Genomic DNA, 17,686 nt, shown 5'->3' with positions numbered 1-17,686 from the left:
TTTCAAGTCGACATCGGACGACATGTCCGTCGTAACGTCACGCGCATGTCCGAACCGCTGCGTTTCTCCGCTTTCGTCATGAACACGACCTCGCACATCCTGCACGGTGCGTGGCGTGCACCGGAGGCACGACAGACCGACTTCAACTCACTGGAGCACTGGATCGAGCTGGCAAAGGTTTTGGAGGACGCGGTCTTCGACTTCATCTTCTTCGCCGATGTGGTCGGCCTCTACGACGACTACCAGGGTGACTGGAAGAAGTTCGTGGACTCCGGGTTGCAGATCCCCAGCAACGACCCTCTGGTGATCGCATCGGCGCTGGCCTCGCACACCGAGAATCTCGGCATCGCGATCACCAGTTCCATCCTGCAGGAACACCCTTTCGACTTCGCGCGCAAGATCTCCACCCTCGACCACGCCTCCCGAGGGCGAATCGCGTGGAACATCGTGACCAGCCTGTCGAGCAACGCCTGGCGGAACTTCGGCCACGACGGCATCACCCGCCACGACGACCGTTACGCGTGGGCCGACGAATACGTCGACGTCGTCTACAAGCTGTGGGAGGGATCCTGGGAGGACGGGGCGTTGATCCAGGACAAGAAGTCCGGGATCCACGCCGATTTCGACAAGGTGCACAAGATCAATCACGTCGGCGAGCACTACCGGGTCGAGGGTCCGCACCTGGTCTCGCCTTCGCCGCAGCGGACTCCGGTGCTGTTCCAAGCGGGCTCGTCGCCGACCGGACGGCGTTTCGCGGCGCGTAACGCCGAGGCGCAGTTCATCGTGTCGCCCAACCCGGCTGCGGCACGGGCATTGATCGACGACACCCGCAGGCTGACCGCCGAGGCGGGACGTGATCCGCGGGATCTGACGTTCTTCCAGGGGTTGTCGTTCGTGGTCGGCAGTACTGAGGCGGAGGCAGCCCGCAAGGCGGCCGAACTCGACGAACTCATCGACCCGGCGACCATCATCGCTCACTCGGCGGGCGGTCTCGGGGTGGACCTCGGTCATTACGACCTCGACACACCCATCGGGGACATCGAGACGCAGGGCACACAGAGCACCTTGATCTGGTTGCGCGAGTCGGTGCCGGACCGGGAACCGACGGTGCGGGATCTCGCCCAGTTGCGCAGTCGCTCTGGGCGGGTGGTCGGTACTCCCGAGCAGATCGCCGACCGGCTCGACGAGTGGCGTGACGCCGGTGTGGGTGGGATCAACGTGATCAACGCGACCATCCCGAACAGCTACGTCGAGTTCGCCGACCACGTGTTGCCGGTACTGCGGGACCGTGGTTTGGCTCGCCGTGAGTACGTCCCGGGGACCACTCGGGGAAAGCTGACCGGGCGCGATCGACTGCCGGACACACATCCCGCGGCGCGATATCGCGGGGCCTTCGCCGAGTCACTCGAGGGCGCCACCGCATGACGGCGGCGACCCGCATCGTCGCCGATCGCAGTGCGGTACTCGGCGAGATCGGTGAGGGGGCAGCGGAGCGGGAGCGTCGCGGGAAGGATCCGCACGAGCAGATCCAGTTGCTCCGAGACGCCGGGCTCACGGCGCTGTCGCTCGACGCCGCCCACGGCGGAGGCGACGCGGATGTGGTGGAACTCCTCGACTTCATTGTCGATCTCGCCCATGCCGACCCCATCGTCGCCCATATCCTGCGCGCACACTTCTGGTTCGTCGAGCAGATCAAGCGTCTCCCCGACGGACCTGTGCGCGAACGCTGGAGTACCGAGATCGCCCACGGGAAGATCTTCGGCAATGCCTCCAGCGAGCGTCGCGGCACGGCCGGTACACGACGGTTCGCCACTCGACTGCGAACCGTGCACGACGGGCCGGTCGGCGATGGATGGTTGCTGACGGGTGAGAAGTTCTACAGCACCGGAACGGCATTCGCCGACTACGTCGCCGTACAAGCCGCACTCGACGAATCGGTGGCCCGCGTCGTCGTCCCGCTCGATCGTGCGGGGGTGCGCGTTCTCGACGACTGGGACGGAATCGGTCAACATCGCACGGGTACCGGATCGACCGAGCTCGTCGACGTGGTGGTGAGACCCACCGACGTGCTGTCGCTGACTGCCACGGCGGCCACCGACGCCCCGCCGGTCGCCAACGACGGTCCGCTGCTGCAGCTCTTCCTGCAGGCCCTGATCACCGGGATCCTGCAGTCGGTGACCGACGATGCGGTCGAACTCGTCCGCGGCCGTATCCGCACTTTCGACCATGCGCCCGCCGCTGAACCACGACACGATCCGGTGCTCCTCCAGACGATCGGTGAGGTCGACGCCGCGGCAACGGTGGCCCGGGCGGCGGTGCGATCGGCGGCGCAGGATGTGGAGCGCGCGTTCGCCTGTGCGCGGGACGGCGTCATCGATACCGACCTGTTCGAGCAGGCATCACTCGCGGCCGCCCGGGTGAAGGTGCACGTCGATCGGGTCGCGCTCCCCGCGGCGACATCGCTGTTCGACGTCGGCGGTGCCTCCGCAGCCAGTCGCACCCGCAATCTGGATCGGCACTGGCGCAACATCAGGACCATCACCCTGCACAATCCGACCTCGTACAAGGCGATCGCGATCGGTGACCTGCTGGTCAACGAGACGGCCCTCCCGGCCAACGGCTATTTCTGAGCCCTCCCGGCAGCCCCACGACAGCGACGGGACCGATCAGCAGGGGCGTGAGTTGACGAACTGACCGGGTGGCCTGAGGGTGTGCGCGTCATCGCACACGAGGGACGACCGCATCCAGGTCTGCAATGGCGCTACACCGACTCTGACGTCATGCGGTTGACCGCGCCGACGACAGCTCCGCGGTCCTGGGCTGACGACCCCGGCGGCGGTCTTCGCCGAGCAAGTACAGCTGTTTGACCAACCCAGGGTTGCGACGACCGATTGGACTCGCCCTGTCGGCAATCACACCGACGTTAAACGTCTCGGCGCACCGAGACGATAGTTGTCGTAACTTACGTTATCGCTATCCAGCGGGAGGAACACATGAAATCTGTGACGACGATCGGTCTGCGGGTGGCCGGCGCGGCCGCCGCGGCCATGATCGCGGGGCTGGCCGGTACCACCGCCGCAGCTACCGCCACCGCTGCACCCGTCGCACCGACTGTGGTTCACCAGGTCAGTCAGCTCGACGACATCACCTACGCCGCCGCGTTCGGTGCCGGGGTGCAGGTGTATCAAGATATCGCCCCGACCCCCTACGGCAACGGGATGGTGCTGCAACGCGTGACCTCACTCCGTGCTGGGAATCCGGCGGCACCCAAGTATGCCATCATCGGCTTCCCACTGCCGGCCCTGTTCGCCTCCTACAACGTGCCAGGCAAAGCAGACCTGTTGGGTGACATCGTCTACCCGATCGATCCGAAGACCTACGAGCAAGTACCCGGTCACGAATCCGACCGCCACCTGAGACTGGGGTTCTACCTCCAGCATCGGATCGGCGCGTTCGCCGACGCCGCCATCGCCTTCCCGTCACTGCTGCCGGCCTGACACAGACGAAGCCAGCGGCGCCCCACCCACCGGGAGGCGCCGCTGGACACCCCGCCCGGTCAGTCCGGAACCGGCACCGGCTCCAGGATCTCCGCACGGAACTCCGGGGCCGACGCGCGCAACGCATCGGCCGATGCGTCATCGGGTTGTCGTTGGGAAGCGATCTCGGCCTCCACCCGCTCGCGATACGTCCGCACCTCGAACTCCGCCTGCTCCGGTCTCCAACCGAGCAGCGGCGCAACGAGATCGGCGACCTCTTGAACGCAGTTCATCCCGCGATCGGGGTATTCGATGGAGATCCGCGTACGGCGAGCGAGGATGTCCTCCACGTGCAGCGCCGCCTCGTTCAACGCCGCGTACACCACCTCCACCCGCAGGTACTGCGGGGCCGCGGCCAGCGGTCGCAACAGTGAGGGATCGTCAGCAGCGTGCCCGAGCACGTCGTCGATCAGCGAGCCGTACCGATTGAGAAGTCGTCGGATCCGATAGGGATGCAGTCCATATCGCTCACCGAGGTGTTCGCACTGGTTGATCAGGGCGAAGTAGCCGTCCGCACCCACCAGTGGCACCCTCTCGGTGATCGACGGGGCGACACGCGTGGGAATGAAGTCGGTGGTGGCGTCCACCGCGTCTGCGGCCATCACCCGATACGTGGTGTACTTCCCACCGGCGATCGACACCAGACCGGGCGCGACCTCGGCCACCGCGTGCTCACGACTGAGCTTCGAGGTGGCCTCGCTCTCACCGGCCAGCAGCGGCCGCAACCCCGCGTACACACCCTCGATGTCCTCATGGGTGATCGGGCTGACCAGCACCTCATTCACCCGGTCCAGGATGTAGTCGATGTCGGCCCGGGTCGCCGCCGGATGGGCCAGATCAAGGTTCCAGTCGGTGTCCGTGGTCCCGATGATCCAATGGGTCTCCCACGGAATGACGAAGAGCACCGAACTGCTGGTCCGCAGGATGATCGCGGTCTCGCTGACGATGCGATCGCGGGGCACCACGATGTGCACGCCCTTGGACGCTCGGACCCGGAACTGACCACGGGTCTTCGACAGCGCCTGAACCTCATCGGTCCAGACTCCAGCGGCGTTGATCACGCAGTGGGCGCGCACCTCGGTGGTCTCTCCGGACTCGGTATCGAGGACGCGAACCCCGCTGACCCGGTCGGCCTCCCGCAGAAATCCGGTCACCTGCGTTGAAGATCGCACCACCGCACCGTAATTGGCCGCCGTGCGGGCGACAGTGAGAGTGTGCCGGGCATCGTCGACGACCGTGTCGTGATAGCGGATACCGCCGATCAACGCGGTGCGTTTCAACGCCGGTGCCGCCCGCAACGCTCCCGACCGGGTCACATGCTGTTGTCCAGGAACGGATTTGGCCCCACCCATGGTGTCGTAGAGGAAGATGCCGGCCGCCACGTACGGTCGCTCCCAGTACCGATGGGTCAGCGGGTACAGGAACGGCAACGGCTTGACCAGATGCGGGGCCAACACGCTGAGCGAGAGCTCACGCTCCCGCAGGGCCTCGCGCACCAGTCCGAACTCGAGTTGCTCCAGGTACCGGAGTCCCCCGTGGAACATCTTCGACGACCGGCTCGACGTTCCCGACGCGATGTCGCGGGCTTCCACCAGCGCGACCCGCAGACCCCGGGTGGCTGCGTCGAGGGCGCTCCCCACGCCCACCACACCGCCGCCGATCACCACGATGTCGAACGTCTCATCGCCGAGCCGACGCCAGGCCTCCGCGCGGTAGAGCGGCCCCATGTCGGCGGGTCGGTCCGGGTCGAATTCACGGTCATGCTGAACGGGCACGACGTCGAACACCTCCTCTGCTGCCGACGCCCAGGTTACCCGTCGGTAGCTCCGGACGCGGGACGCCGCGATTCCGGCCGGGCGTACGCCTGGACATGCCAGACTCGGAGGCTGTGAGCACCCCGGACGGTTTCGTGGCAGCCATCGACCAGGGCACGACGTCGACCCGATGCATGATCTTCGGGCACGACGGACGTCCCGTGAGCAGCGAACAGCTCGAGCACCGGCAGATCTTCCCCCGCGCGGGCTGGGTGGAACACGATGCCGAGGAGATCTGGCGGAACACCCGACGGGTCGTGGCCGCCGCACTGGCGTCCGCCGATCTCACCCCGGCCGACGTCGTCGCCTGTGGGGTGACCAATCAACGCGAGACCACCCTGATTTGGGACCGCACCACCGGCAAGCCGGTGCACAACGCCATCGTCTGGCAGGACACCCGGACCGCCGACCTGTGCAGACGTCTGGGTGGCGACGCCGGCGACGACCGATACCGCGAACGCACCGGCCTGCCGTTGTCGACCTACTTCGCCGGCCCGAAGATCCGCTGGTTGCTCGACGAGGTGGACGGGCTCGCCGACCGTGCCGAGGCGGGAGATCTGTGTTTCGGCACGATGGACACCTGGGTGCTGTGGAACATGACGGGCGGCTCGGACGGTGGCCTGCACATCACCGACGTGACCAATGCCTCCCGGACGATGCTGATGGACATCCGGACCCTGCAGTGGGACCCCGACATCTGCGCGGAGATGGGTGTCCCGCAGGCCCTGCTGCCCGAGATCCGCAGTTCGTCGGACGTCTACGGACACGTCCGCGAACGGGGGGTACTGGCCGGTGTACCCGTCTCGGGGATCCTCGGTGACCAGCAAGCGGCCACCTTCGGCCAGGCCTGCCTCTCCCCCGGTGAGGCGAAGAACACCTACGGGACCGGGAACTTCCTGCTGCTGAACACCGGAACGGACCCCGTGTTCAGCGAACACGGACTGCTCACCACCATCTGTTATCGCATCGGTGACGACGCACCGGTGTACGCGTTGGAAGGATCCATCGCCGTCACCGGCTCGCTTGTGCAGTGGCTACGCGACAATCTCGGGATCATCAGCAGCGCATCGCAGGTCGAGGATCTCGCCGCCGAGGTGGAGGACAACGGCGGGGTGTATTTCGTCCCGGCCTTCTCTGGGCTGTTCGCGCCTCGTTGGCGGCCCGACGCCCGTGGGGTGGTCGTCGGACTCACCCGTTTCGCCGATCGCCGTCACCTGGCGCGGGCGGCGTTGGAGGCCAGCGCGTACCAGACACGCGAGGTGATCGAGGCAATGCAAGCCGATTCCGGGGTGGAGCTGGAAATTCTCAAGGTCGACGGCGGGATGGTCGTCAACGACCTGTTGATGCAGTTCCAATCCGACATCCTCGGGGTTCCGGTGGTGCGACCGGTGGTCAACGAGACCACCGCCCTCGGTGCCGCCTACGCGGCGGGGCTCGCCGTGGGCTACTGGGAGTCCGAGGACGAGATCCGGGCCAACTGGGCCGAGGACCGGACGTGGGAACCCGAGATGTCCACCGGACGTCGCGACGAGTTGTTCGACGGATGGGACACCGCGGTCGGACACAGCTTCGACCTGGCCTGACTCAGAGCACTGAAGCGCAGCGTTTCCGCAGCGTCCGTCCACCGCACTCGCAGCATTCTATTGACAGTTCCCGCACAGTGTTTCGCCGATCCTTCTGACAGGAATCATCCGTACTTTTCCTACTGGCTCGGAAAGCGCCGTAGCCGCAACCCGATGATGACACCGGGTGCAGGACAACTGGGTACAGGGAGAAGACCGTGACAATGAAGAAGTTCGCGATGTCGGTCGTGGTGGCTGGAGCGATGGCCGGGACCGCACTGGGATTGGGTACCGCGACCGCGTCGGCCGCGCCGCAGCCGGCACCCCACGCACAGCAGAACATCCATCGCGCACCCGTGCAGCAACAGATCGTGGTACATCGTCCCAATTACGGCCCGTTCGTCTACCGCGGTGTCCGCGTCACCCCGCACTTCGACGTCAAGCGTCACCAGTGGGGCTTCTACTCCGGTCGCACCTGGATCGTCGTCGTCACCCGCTGACGCGCTCAGCCGAATAGTTTCCCGCAGTTTCACCGACTTCCTGGCGATGCTTCGGCGGGAGAACACGACAACTGCGGGAGATCGGATCTGCTGCGGTTTTCGGGTGGGTGTGCCGCATCAGCCACGCCCGAGGTCGTGCACCGCCGTCGCCAGGCGGCGCACGGCCTCGGTCAGTTGATCCGGGGACAAGGTGGCGAAGCTCAGTCGCAGACGGTCCCCGAGACCTGCGTCCACGGCGAATGCGGCTCCGGGCACGAACGCCACCCCTGCGCGGACCGCATGGTCCAGAAGGATCGCGGTGTCGAGGCCGGGTAGACGCAGCCAGCAGAACATGCCGCCCTCCGGCTCGATGAACTCGACCCCACAGACGGCGCCCAGATCGGTACGTAAGGCACCGGTGAGCGCTGCGGCCCGCCGAGCGTATTCGCGTCGGAGATCGCTGACGTGCGCGGTCATGAAGTCGCTGTCCCCCAACAGATCCGCGGTCATCAGTTGGGCGAAGGTCGATCCACACAGATCCGCTCCCTGGCGGAGCAATTCCACCAGCTCCACCACGTCCGGTGATGCCTGCAGCCAACCGACCCGGAGCGCAGGGGCGAGGATCTTCGAGGCCGACCCCAGTCGGATCACCCGGTCGCCGGGTATCGGGTCCATCGACCTCCCGGCGAAGCGCAACTGTCCGTACGGGTCGTCCTCGATGATCCAGAAACCGTGGTCGGCGGCCAGTTCGGCAAGTCGCCGACGTGTCCGCGCCGACGCGGTCACCCCGGCGGGATTGTGGAAATTGCTGACCGTGTGCACGATTCGCGGTCGCACCCCGTCGCTGAGCAACCGCTCCAGACGGTCGACGTCAGTCCCCTCAGCGGTGATCGGCAGCGCGACGATCTCGGCGCGCACCGACTGGAACACCTGCAGCGCACCGACATACACGGGATCGTCGACGATCACCGTATCGCCCGGGTCGAGCAGCGCCTGCGCCGACAAGAACAACGCCTGCTGTGAACCATGGGTGATCAGCACCCGCTCCGGGTGGGTGCCGTCACGGTCGGCGACGACCTCTCGTAACGGGCGGACGCCCGCGCTGACCGTGTACTGCAACGCCGACGCCTCGGAGATCACCCGGGACGCCGCCTCGGCGATCCGATCGGACGGGATCAGGTCGGTGGCCGGCAGACCGCCGGCCATGCTCAAGACATCCGGGCGCTCGGTGACCCGCAACAGATCGCGGATGGCCGAACCACGGATGCTGGACAGTGCCCGCGACGGGCGGACGGTCGACGACGACAACGACGGGGAGGACACGGCGACTCCTGATGACAACACGACAGAGACAAGCGGTGATGCGTGTGGTCACCGGGACACCGGGGTGCAGATCGCCCCGTGTGGGCCATGCTAGGTCGCACTGACCAGAATATGAAACCGAGTTCCCAGCAGATGGGAACACGCAGTGCCCGGGCGCGCGTCAGTCCAGGTCGTCGTGTCGCACCAGCTGACGGGCGGCCTCGGTGATCGACCCGGTCAGCGACGGGTAGACCGAGAATGTCCTGGCCAGGTCGTCCACGGTCAGCTTGTTCTGCACCGCGATGGCGATGGGCAGGATCAACTCCGACGCGGTGGGTGCGACGACCACCCCGCCGATCACCACACCGGTGGCCGGGCGACAGAAGATCTTCACAAAACCGCGTCGCAGGCCGCTCATCTTGGCTCGTGGATTGGTCGACAGCGGCAGCATCACCGTGCGGGCCGGGTACTCACCGTTGTCGATGGCCTGTTGACTCACCCCGACGGTGGCGATCTCGGGGCGCGTGAAGATGGCGGAGGCCACGGTCTTCAGTTTGATGGGGCTGACTCCCTCACCGAGGGCGTGGTACATGGCGATCCTGCCCTGCATCGCGGCCACCGAGGCGAGCGGGAGCAACCCGGTGCAGTCACCGGCGGCGTAGATGCCCGCGACCGCGGTCCGCGACACGCGGTCGACCCGCAGGTACCCGCCGCGGTCGGTGTCCAGTCCCACCGCCTCGAGCCCGAGGCCACCGGTGTTGGGGACCGAACCGACGGTCATCAACGCGTGGGAACCCGCGACGGTACGGCCGTCGGCGAGATGTACGACCACCCCGTCCTCGGTGCGGTCCACACTGTCGGCACGAGCATGTTTGACCAGGGTCACGCCGCGTTCGGCCAACGCGTCCTCGAGGACCAGCGCGGCATCCTCGTCCTCACCGGGCAACACCCGGTCGCGGCTGGACACCATGGTGACCTGCACGCCGAGTTCGGTGTAGGCGTGCACGAATTCGGCTCCGGTCACGCCGGAGCCGACCACGACAAGATGCTCGGGGAGCGCGTCGAGGTCGTAGAGTTGGCGCCAGGTGAGGATCCGTTCGCCGTCGGGCTGCGCGTCGGGCAACACCCGCGGTGACGCACCGGTGCCGATGAGCACGACGTCGGCGTCGAGGACGTCGTCCCCACCCTCGGCCGTGGTGACCTGCACCCGGTGACCGGCGCCCACCCCCCCGTCGACGAACCGTCCGTGGCCGGCGACCAGGCGCACGCCCTCGCTCTCCAGGCGGGAACGGATGTCGGCCGACTGCGCGAATGCGAGGTCACGGACGCGCTGATGGATCTGCGGTAGCGACACCAGCGCCCCTTCGACCTTGAGGTTGATGCCCAGGTCGACGGCCCGGCGTACCTCGGTGCGGATGCCGGTGGAGGCGATGAAGGTCTTGGACGGCACGCAGTCCCACAGCACGCATGCGCCGCCGACACCGTCGGAGTCGACCAGAGTGACGTCGGCGCCGTACGCCGCACCGACGAGTGCCGCCTCGTAGCCGGCCGGTCCGCCGCCGATGATCACGATCCTGGTCATTGCGCGAACCACTCCCTGCGTTGTCCGTATGTGTTGCGTCGTCTGCGTGCGGTGCGTTTCGAGAACGTACCCACGGCCAAACCTAATCGATGCCACCTCGGGCACACGGGGTCCGTGCTTTCGGTCCGGCCGACGAACATCTAGGCTTTCGCCGTGCCGATCTATGCCGCCTACGGGTCCAACATGCATCCCGATCAGATGGCCGAACGGGCACCGCACTCCCCCATGGCCGGAACCGGGTGGCTGAACGGGTGGCGGTTGACCTTCGGCGGCGGGGACATCGGTTGGGAAGGCGCTCTGGCCACCGTCGCCGAGGATCGTGACAACCCCGACGCGCGGGTGTTCGTCGTCCTGTACGACGTGACACCGGAGGACGAGGCGGCCCTCGACCGTTGGGAGGGCTCGGAACTCGAGATCCACCGCAAGATCCGCGGGCGAATCGACACCGCCGAGGGCCCGATCCTGGCCTGGCTCTATGTCCTGGACGCCTTCGAGGGCGGCCTGCCGTCCGCGCGCTATCTCGGGGTGATGGCCGATGCGGCCGAGATCGCCGGCGCGCCGCAGAGCTACGTCCGTGCCCTGCGGGTGCGCGATGCACGCAATGTCGGACCGGGGCCGGGCCCCACCGCCGACTGACGTCGACTATCCGACGGCCGCCGCCGCCAACACCGCACCGACCAGGGTCCTGACCCCGATGGCCAGCGCGCGTTCGTCGATGACGAAATTGGGCTGATGGAGATCCACCTGTGGCGACACCCCGTCCCAGACGCCGAGCCGACACATCGCGCCGGGCACCTTCTCGAGGTACCAGGAGAAGTCCTCGCCGCCACCGGACTGGGGTGTGTCGGCGACCACCTCGGGTCCCATTGCAGCGGCCGCGGTGTGCAGGATCTCCGTACTCGCCAGATCGTTGACCACCGGCGGCACGCCGCGCTGATACGCCAGGTCGTAATCGACGCGCAGCGGGGCGAGCAGCTCGCCGATGGTCGTGCGGATGAGCGGCTCCAACAGGTCCCAGGTGTCGTGATCACCGGTGCGCACCGTTCCGCGCAGCTCACCCTGTTGCGGGATCGCGTTGGGGGCGTTACCCGCATGCGCCGCACCCCACACCATCACCGTGCCGCTGCGCGGGTCGACCCGCCGCGACAGCACACCGGGTAGTCCGGTGATGACGGTTCCCATGCCGTAGACCAGGTCGGTGGTGAGATGCGGCCTCGACGTGTGCCCACCTGGCGAGGTGAGGGTCAACCGAACGTGGTCGGCCGCCGACGTGATGGGGCCGGTCCGCAACCCCACACGCCCCACTTCCAACTTGGGATCACAGTGCAGCGCAAAGAATTTGGAAACGCCATCGGTGACACCAGCGCGTACCGCGTCGATGGCGCCGCCTGGCATCACCTCTTCGGCGGGCTGGAAGACGAGTCGTACGCCGATCGGCAGTTCCGGCATCGAGGCGAGAACTTTCGCGACCCCCAGGAGGATGGTGGTGTGCGCGTCGTGGCCGCAGGCATGCGACACCCCGTCGACAAGCGATGAGAACGGCAGTCCCGTCTGCTCGGTGATCGGCAACGCATCCATGTCGGCGCGGAGCCCGATGCGGGTGCCATCCGACGGCCCCAGGTCACAGACCAGTCCGGTGCCCTCCGGCAGCGGGCGTGCCGCGATCCCGGACGCCGCGAGTTCGTCGGCGACGAACGCCGTCGTCTGCACCTCGTGGCGCGAGAGTTCCGGATGCGCGTGCAGATGCCTACGCCATCGGATGAGGTCGGACCCGTCGGTGTCCAACCAGACCTGAGCGGGATCCATCACACCAGCGACGGCGGTGTGGCCACGGCCAGATCCGCCAGCAGCGGTGCGTACAGCCCGGCCTTGATCACGCCCAGCGGCGATCCCGCGGTCGCCGCACGCTCGGTCGCCACGGCACGCGCCGAGTCCACGAGATCGGCCACGTCGGCGGTCGCGTGCACGATGCCCGCGTCCCACGCCTCCTGCGCGCCGTATCGACGTCCCGTGAACATTGCCTCCGAGGCGGTCGAATCGGTGAGGCGCGTACGCAACAACGAGGCCATTCCCCGGGTGAACGGCATCCCGAGCAGCACCTCGGGAAGGGAGAAGTATCCGCGCTCGGTACGCATCACCCGGTGATCGGTGCACAGCGCGAGCATCGCACCGGCGCCGAAGGCGTGCCCGTTGATCGCCGCGACGGTCGGGACCGGCAGGGTGAGCACCGCGCGGTACACCGCGTGTACCCGGTCCAGATACGCGGGCAGCGCGTTCGCGTTGGCGGCGATGAACTCGACGTCGAGTCCGTTGCTGAAGAACTTCCCGGTGGCGGTGAGGACCACCCCTGACGGCCGTTCGGCGACGATCACCTCGAGCAGCTCGGTGATCGTGCTCAACCACACGTCGGAGAACCGGTTGTCGGGATTCTGTTCGTCCAGTTCGACACCCTCGGTGCCCAGCTGCAGCTCCCAGATCTCATCGCTGCGGATCAGATAAGGCATGGGGTGAACCCTATAGCCTCACCGATCGCTTTAAGGTTGGACCATGACCAGTGGAGACACTGCCCACATCACGGCCGACACGGAGCACGTCGACCCCGGCGTCGATCCGGACACGGCGGCCGGCCTCGCCGCCGCCGCCATCGCCGAGGCGACCGACGTCCCCGCCCACGACGTCGCGGTGGTCCTGGGGTCCGGCTGGGCCGTCGCGGCGGACTCGTTGGGCGAGTCGGTCGCCGACATCTCGATGGCCGACATACCCGGTTTCACCCCACCGAGTGCGTTGGGGCACACCGGCACCATTCGATCGCTGCGGCTCGGCGATCGTCGGGTGCTGGTGCTGCTCGGCCGCACCCACGCCTACGAGGGCCATCATCTGGGTCGGGTCGTGCACGCCGTGCGTACCGCGGCCGCGGCCGGGTGCGGGTCCGTGGTGTTGACCAACGCTGCCGGGGGTGTCCGCGAGGACCTCGCGGTCGGGCAACCGGTGCTGATATCCGACCACCTGAACCTCACCGCGCGCTCACCGCTGATCGGCGCGCAGTTCGTCGATCTCGTCGATGCGTATTCACCGCGGTTGCGTGCCCTCGCACACCGCGTGCAGCCGTCGTTGGTCGAGGGGGTCTACGCCGGTCTGCCGGGCCCGCACTACGAGACACCTGCCGAGATCCGTATGCTGCGCACGCTGGGGGCCGACCTGGTGGGGATGTCGACCGTGCACGAGACCATCGCCGCCCGCGCGGCGGGGATGGAAGTGTTGGCGGTGTCGCTGGTCAGCAACCTCGCCGCCGGGATCACCGGTGAGTCGCTGAACCACGAGGAGGTCCTCGCCGCCGGCCGTGAGTCGGCCGAACGCATGGGTGAACTGCTCGCCAAGGTCATCGCGGCGATCTGATCCGATGACCGTCCCGGACACCGCACACATCGACGTCATCGATCGCTGGGTCGACGCCGACCCCGACCCCGACACCCGTGCCGAACTTCGCGCCCTGTCGCCCGACGACCTGCGTGAACGGTTCGACGAGCCGCTGCGGTTCGGCACGGCGGGACTGCGCGGTCCGGTGCGGGGCGGGCCGTCGGGGATGAACGTCGCCGTGGTCACCACCGCCACCGCCGCGCTGACGAGGTGGTTGCACGAATCGGGGCACTCCGGCGGGACCGTCGTGGTCGGCCGGGACGCCCGACACGGGTCTGTCGAGTTCGCGACGGCCGCCGCCGAGGTGGCTGCCGCGGCCGGTTTCGAGGTGGTCGCATTACCGGGTGCCACCCCCACGCCACTGGTCGCCTTCGCCGCCCGCGATCTGCGCGCGGTGGCCGCGATACAGGTCACCGCGTCGCACAACCCGGCAGCCGACAACGGCTACAAGGTGTACCTGGAACAAGGCGCCCAGCTGATCCCGCCCGCCGACAGCCGGATCGAGGAACTCATGTCCGAGGTCGGACGGGCGGACGAGGTGCCGCGGACGCCGGTGTCCGACGATCCGCGTGCCGACCAGGTGCGCGACCGCTACCTGCGCCGACTGTTGGACCGGTTCGGCAGTCGGTCGTCGACCCTGCGCATCGCGCTGACCCCGATGCACGGCGTGGGTGGGACCATTGCGGTGGAGGCCCTCCGACAGGCCGGTTTCGACGACCTGCACGTCGTCGCCGAGCAGTTCGCGCCAGATCCCGACTTCCCGACCGTCGCGTTCCCGAATCCGGAAGAACCCGGGGCCGCCGATCGACTACTCGCCCTTGCCCGGGACGTGGACGCAGACATCGCCATCGCGCTGGACCCCGATGCGGACCGGTGCGCGGTGGGTGCCGCGGTCGACGGGCGATGGCGAATGCTCACCGGTGACGAGACCGGCGGTCTGCTCGGCGCCTTCCTCCTCGACGAGGCCGCACCGTTCGGCGACTCCGTGCCGGTGGTCGCCAACACCATCGTCTCGGGAACACTGCTGCCCGCCGTCGCCGCGGCTGCCGGGGCCCGCCACGTGCAGACCCTCACCGGGTTCAAGTGGCTGGTGCGGGCGGGTGAACCCCTGCTGTACGTGTACGAGGAGGCGATCGGACACTGCGTCGACCCCGACGCGGTCCGTGACAAGGACGGGCTCAGCGCGGCGGTGTGTCTGGCGGTGCTGGCCCACCAGGCCACGACCCTTGGTGCGCCGGGCGCCGGTACCGGCCTCATCGGTGTTCTGCACGAGTTGTTCCGGGAGCACGGGGCGCATCTCAGCACGCAACGTGCCATCCGGGTGGATCACCTCGACCAGATCACCGCGATGATGTCGTCGCTGCGCGCACGACCTCCACGGTCGGTTGCCGGGGTCGCGCTCCGCCTCGACGACTTCGCCGAACGGACCGACCATCTCCGCACCGACGCGGTGGCGCTGACCGGTGAGGACGAGGCGAGCAGACGCCTGCGTGTGGTCGTCAGACCGTCGGGCACCGAACCCAAACTCAAGAGCTACCTGCAGATCGTCGGACCGGTGGACGATGCCGACTCGCTGACGGACGTGATCGCGCGATGCGGAGCCCTCCTGGAGGCGGTGGGCGACGACGTCGAGTCGATGCTGCGGGAAGCCGGGGGTGCATCACGATGACGCGTCCACAGAATGACCGCCGCTCGCCGTGGACCAGTCCCCTGGTCGCGGCGGCTGCCGTGGTCGGCTTGGTGGTGCTCGCGCTCGCGGTGGTGCTCGGATTGCTGTTCATCCCCCGCCACGACGACCATGGCGACACCGCGTCGGCGTCCGCGACCGCCGCGACCGGCGGCACCCTGCCGCCGATCGTCACCACCACGGCCCCGGGCAAGACCGTCACCGTCACCCCGGTATTGCCCACCATCCCGGCGAGCGGCGCCCCCACCCGACGCCCGTCGCCGGATGTCAGCAACACCGACGGGTCGGGCTTCCTCGACGGCGGTCCACGCTGCAACACCGTGACCGACGGGGTGGTGATGGTCGCGCGGACCGCGCGGTCCCGGATCGTCATCTGTCAGGTGGGGGTGGCAGGTGGCCTCTACTACAAGGGACTCGCCGACGGGGGTTCCGTGGAGATCGAGTTCCCGGCTCGCACGGCGACCGGTTTCACCGCGCAGAACAACGGCGTGACCTACGACATCTCCCCGGCCACACTGGTGATCTCCGAGGCCGGCAGCGTCCTGGCGGTCGAACCGATGCTGGAGTACTGGAGTTCATGACCCCGCCCGTACTCGCAGCGACCGGGGTGGATGTCGTCCGTGGTGGCCGATATCTGCTGCGCGACGTCGACTTCCGCGTCACCGCGGGTGAACACTGGGCACTGTTGGGCCCCAACGGCGCGGGCAAGTCGACCTTGCTGACCATCCTCGGTGCGTTCGGCCATCCGACCCACGGAACCGTCGAGGTCCTGGGGTCCCGACTCGGTCGCGTCGACATGCGCGAACTGCGCACGCACATCGGCCACGTCGATCCCCGGCACCGCCTCGACCTGCCCTTGACCGCACACGATGTGGTGCTCACCGGCCTGACCAACACACCCGAACTGGATCCGCGCCGTGACTACACCCGTGCCGAACACGACCACGCCGACCAACTGCTCGACCTGCTCGGGATGGGCGCCCGTCGGACACTGACCTGGACCACGATGAGCCAGGGTGAGCGGGGTCGAACGCTGATCGCCCGTGCGCTGACCGCGCGGCCGGCCCTCTTGCTGTTGGACGAGCCGGCCACCGGCCTAGACCTGGCCGCCCGCGAACAATTGCTGACCGCGGTCGATCAGTTGCGCACGGAGGTGGCCGACATGGCCAGCGTGCTGGTCACCCACCACCTCGAGGACCTGCCCGCGAGCACCACCCACGCGTTCCTGCTGCGCGACGGACAGGCGGTGGCGTCCGGGCCGGTCGACGAGTCGCTCACGTCGACGACCATCTCCGCGACCTTCGACCACCCGGTCACGGTGCATCGGCGCGGCGGTCGGTGGTCGGCGATGTCGGGCTGAGATCCCTGGGACGTCGTCGCGGTGTGGGTCAGCGGGGTCCGAACTGGCGATCACCGGCATCACCGAGACCCGGAACGATGTATGCGTCGTCGTTGAGCCCGGCATCGACGGTCGCGGTGACCAGCCGCACCGGGTATCCCGATCCGGCGAGCGCCTCGACCCCCTCGGGGGCGGCGACCACACAGATGGCGGTCACGTCGCGCACGTTGCGCGCCACCAGCAACTCGATCGTGTACAGCATCGACCCGCCGGTCGCGAGCATGGGATCGAGCACGAACACCGAGGTCTGCGACAGGTCATCCGGGAGTGACTCCAGATACGGCACCGGCTGATGGGTGGTCTCGTCGCGGGCGATGCCGACGAAGCCGACCAGGGTCTCCGGCACCATCGCGTGCGCCTGATCGACCATCCCGAGCCCCGCGCGCAGTACCGGGACCAGCAGCGGCGGGTCGGCCAGCCGCGCACCCACGGTCGCGGTGACCGGGGTGGTGATCGGTTCGTCGGCGATCGGTGCGTCGCGCAGCGCCTCGTAGACGAGGATGCGGGTCAGGTCGGACAGTGCCGCCCGGAACCCCGCATTCGACGTGCGCTCGTCGCGCATCTGGGTGAGTCGGACCGCTGCCAGTGGGTGCTCCACCACCGTCGTCTGCATGGCTGCAACCCTAATGGTGATGGCGCAGGTTCTGATGGCAGCAGCGCACGGATAGACCTGACCCGCTCACGGGCGACCAGAGCAGATCTCGACATCGAGGTATCGTCGAAGGACGGGCTTCGTAGTCCAGCGGCCAACGTCTGATGAACCATCGAGGTGTGCGATGCGACTTCGGCGAAGGAATGACATCTTTCGAGATCGCCGTGTGGACGCGCTGTCTCGGTCACAGACCGACAGAGCGATTCGCTGTGCGCGTCGGGCCGCGCTCGATGCACAAGAGACCGTCACCCTCACG

Annotated in this window: 16 protein-coding genes; 10 read left to right on the top strand and 6 right to left on the bottom strand. The window is 67.7% G+C overall.

All coding sequences use genetic code 11. The annotated features are described in order from the left end of the window. Nucleotides 1-45 precede the first annotated feature (45 nt). The 3 genes from BW971_RS04995 to BW971_RS04985 all read left to right on the top strand — a co-directional run bounded on the left by BW971_RS04995 (nt 46) and on the right by BW971_RS04985 (nt 3,497). The gene (locus BW971_RS04995; RefSeq protein WP_076477077.1) at nt 46-1,425 is read left to right on the top strand and encodes an LLM class flavin-dependent oxidoreductase; all 1,380 of its coding nucleotides are present in this window, start codon (nt 46-48) and stop codon (nt 1,423-1,425) included. Next, entirely contained in the window at nt 1,422-2,630 is a 1,209-nt protein-coding gene (locus BW971_RS04990) for an acyl-CoA dehydrogenase family protein (RefSeq protein WP_076477075.1), read from the top strand. The genes BW971_RS04995 and BW971_RS04990 overlap by 4 nt, the downstream gene beginning before the upstream one ends. 363 nt (nt 2,631-2,993) lie before the next feature. Continuing rightward, entirely contained in the window at nt 2,994-3,497 is a 504-nt protein-coding gene (locus BW971_RS04985) for a hypothetical protein (RefSeq protein ID WP_143690200.1), read from the top strand. A 59-nt stretch (nt 3,498-3,556) separates the two neighbouring features. On the opposite strand, the gene glpD is transcribed toward BW971_RS04985, so the two are convergent. Then, nucleotides 3,557-5,263: a glycerol-3-phosphate dehydrogenase gene (gene glpD / locus BW971_RS04980; protein WP_076477448.1), complete on the bottom strand. Its 1,707-nt coding sequence runs from the start codon at nt 5,261-5,263 to the stop codon at nt 3,557-3,559. 182 nt (nt 5,264-5,445) lie between these two features. On the opposite strand from glpD, the gene glpK reads away from it, so the two are divergent. Further along, the gene (gene glpK, locus BW971_RS04975) at nt 5,446-6,933 is read left to right on the top strand and encodes a glycerol kinase GlpK (protein ID WP_076477446.1); all 1,488 of its coding nucleotides are present in this window, start codon (nt 5,446-5,448) and stop codon (nt 6,931-6,933) included. A 197-nt stretch (nt 6,934-7,130) separates the two neighbouring features. Then, the gene (locus BW971_RS04970) at nt 7,131-7,412 is read left to right on the top strand and encodes a hypothetical protein (RefSeq protein ID WP_143690199.1); all 282 of its coding nucleotides are present in this window, start codon (nt 7,131-7,133) and stop codon (nt 7,410-7,412) included. A gap of 117 nt (nt 7,413-7,529) precedes the next feature. On the opposite strand, the gene BW971_RS04965 is transcribed toward BW971_RS04970, so the two are convergent. Together BW971_RS04965 and BW971_RS04960 are read right to left on the bottom strand one after the other, a co-directional pair. After that, on the bottom strand, nt 7,530-8,699 hold the full coding sequence (locus BW971_RS04965) for an aminotransferase-like domain-containing protein (protein WP_076477443.1): 1,170 nt from the start codon (nt 8,697-8,699) through the stop codon (nt 7,530-7,532). A gap of 175 nt (nt 8,700-8,874) precedes the next feature. Beyond that, complete coding sequence (locus BW971_RS04960) at nt 8,875-10,275, bottom strand: NAD(P)H-quinone dehydrogenase (protein ID WP_076477069.1); 1,401 nt, start codon at nt 10,273-10,275, stop codon at nt 8,875-8,877. A 153-nt stretch (nt 10,276-10,428) separates the two neighbouring features. Between BW971_RS04960 and BW971_RS04955 the strand changes: the two genes are divergently transcribed. Beyond that, nucleotides 10,429-10,911 carry a gamma-glutamylcyclotransferase family protein gene (locus BW971_RS04955; protein WP_076477067.1) on the top strand — a complete coding sequence of 161 codons (483 nt, stop codon included), beginning with the start codon at nt 10,429-10,431 and terminating at the stop codon, nt 10,909-10,911. Between the two features lie 6 nt (nt 10,912-10,917). On the opposite strand, the gene BW971_RS04950 is transcribed toward BW971_RS04955, so the two are convergent. Together BW971_RS04950 and BW971_RS04945 are read right to left on the bottom strand one after the other, a co-directional pair. After that, on the bottom strand, nt 10,918-12,081 hold the full coding sequence (locus BW971_RS04950; RefSeq protein WP_076477065.1) for a M20 family metallopeptidase: 1,164 nt from the start codon (nt 12,079-12,081) through the stop codon (nt 10,918-10,920). Beyond that, nucleotides 12,081-12,779 (bottom strand): enoyl-CoA hydratase/isomerase family protein, encoded by a 699-nt coding sequence (locus tag BW971_RS04945; RefSeq protein ID WP_076477063.1) that lies wholly within the window; start codon nt 12,777-12,779, stop codon nt 12,081-12,083. The genes BW971_RS04950 and BW971_RS04945 overlap by 1 nt, the downstream gene beginning before the upstream one ends. Nucleotides 12,780-12,822: 43 nt before the next feature. On the opposite strand from BW971_RS04945, the gene BW971_RS04940 reads away from it, so the two are divergent. The 4 genes from BW971_RS04940 to BW971_RS04925 are packed head-to-tail and all read left to right on the top strand — an operon-like array spanning nt 12,823 to nt 16,739. Beyond that, nucleotides 12,823-13,671: a purine-nucleoside phosphorylase gene (locus tag BW971_RS04940; RefSeq protein WP_076477061.1), complete on the top strand. Its 849-nt coding sequence runs from the start codon at nt 12,823-12,825 to the stop codon at nt 13,669-13,671. A 4-nt stretch (nt 13,672-13,675) separates the two neighbouring features. Next, the gene (locus tag BW971_RS04935) at nt 13,676-15,361 is read left to right on the top strand and encodes a phospho-sugar mutase (RefSeq protein WP_076477059.1); all 1,686 of its coding nucleotides are present in this window, start codon (nt 13,676-13,678) and stop codon (nt 15,359-15,361) included. Beyond that, nucleotides 15,358-15,960, top strand: a complete 603-nt coding sequence (locus BW971_RS04930; protein WP_083709281.1) for a hypothetical protein — start codon at nt 15,358-15,360, stop codon at nt 15,958-15,960. Before BW971_RS04935 ends, BW971_RS04930 begins: the two co-directional genes overlap by 4 nt. Beyond that, a complete protein-coding gene (locus BW971_RS04925) occupies nt 15,957-16,739 on the top strand; it encodes an ABC transporter ATP-binding protein (RefSeq protein ID WP_076477057.1) in 783 nt (260 codons plus the stop codon). The genes BW971_RS04930 and BW971_RS04925 overlap by 4 nt, the downstream gene beginning before the upstream one ends. A gap of 28 nt (nt 16,740-16,767) precedes the next feature. Here the strand turns inward: BW971_RS04925 and upp are convergent, their stop codons facing one another. After that, a complete protein-coding gene (gene upp, locus BW971_RS04920; RefSeq protein ID WP_076477055.1) occupies nt 16,768-17,391 on the bottom strand; it encodes a uracil phosphoribosyltransferase in 624 nt (207 codons plus the stop codon). Between the last annotated feature and the right edge of the window lie 295 nt (nt 17,392-17,686).

It is taken from the genome of Williamsia sterculiae, from assembly GCF_900156495.1.
GTDB lineage: Bacteria > Actinomycetota > Actinomycetes > Mycobacteriales > Mycobacteriaceae > Williamsia_B > Williamsia_B sterculiae.
Note: the sequence above shows the minus strand (reverse complement) of the source record. Positions and strands in the feature narration are given on the sequence as shown.

Excerpts from the sequence above, each read along its gene's own strand:
- BW971_RS04935 (WP_076477059.1), top strand. The coding sequence starts at position 13,676 with ATGACCGTCCCGGACACCGCACACATCGACGTCATCGATCGCTGGGTC.
- glpD (WP_076477448.1), bottom strand. The coding sequence starts at position 5,263 with ATGGGGCCGCTCTACCGCGCGGAGGCCTGGCGTCGGCTCGGCGATGAG.
- BW971_RS04925 (WP_076477057.1), top strand. The coding sequence starts at position 15,957 with ATGACCCCGCCCGTACTCGCAGCGACCGGGGTGGATGTCGTCCGTGGT.
- BW971_RS04985 (WP_143690200.1), top strand. The coding sequence starts at position 2,994 with ATGAAATCTGTGACGACGATCGGTCTGCGGGTGGCCGGCGCGGCCGCC.
- BW971_RS04940 (WP_076477061.1), top strand. The coding sequence starts at position 12,823 with ATGACCAGTGGAGACACTGCCCACATCACGGCCGACACGGAGCACGTC.
- BW971_RS04945 (WP_076477063.1), bottom strand. The coding sequence starts at position 12,779 with ATGCCTTATCTGATCCGCAGCGATGAGATCTGGGAGCTGCAGCTGGGC.
- BW971_RS04960 (WP_076477069.1), bottom strand. The coding sequence starts at position 10,275 with ATGACCAGGATCGTGATCATCGGCGGCGGACCGGCCGGCTACGAGGCG.
- BW971_RS04930 (WP_083709281.1), top strand. The coding sequence starts at position 15,358 with ATGACGCGTCCACAGAATGACCGCCGCTCGCCGTGGACCAGTCCCCTG.
- BW971_RS04990 (WP_076477075.1), top strand. The coding sequence starts at position 1,422 with ATGACGGCGGCGACCCGCATCGTCGCCGATCGCAGTGCGGTACTCGGC.
- upp (WP_076477055.1), bottom strand. The coding sequence starts at position 17,391 with ATGCAGACGACGGTGGTGGAGCACCCACTGGCAGCGGTCCGACTCACC.
- BW971_RS04995 (WP_076477077.1), top strand. The coding sequence starts at position 46 with ATGTCCGAACCGCTGCGTTTCTCCGCTTTCGTCATGAACACGACCTCG.
- BW971_RS04950 (WP_076477065.1), bottom strand. The coding sequence starts at position 12,081 with ATGGATCCCGCTCAGGTCTGGTTGGACACCGACGGGTCCGACCTCATC.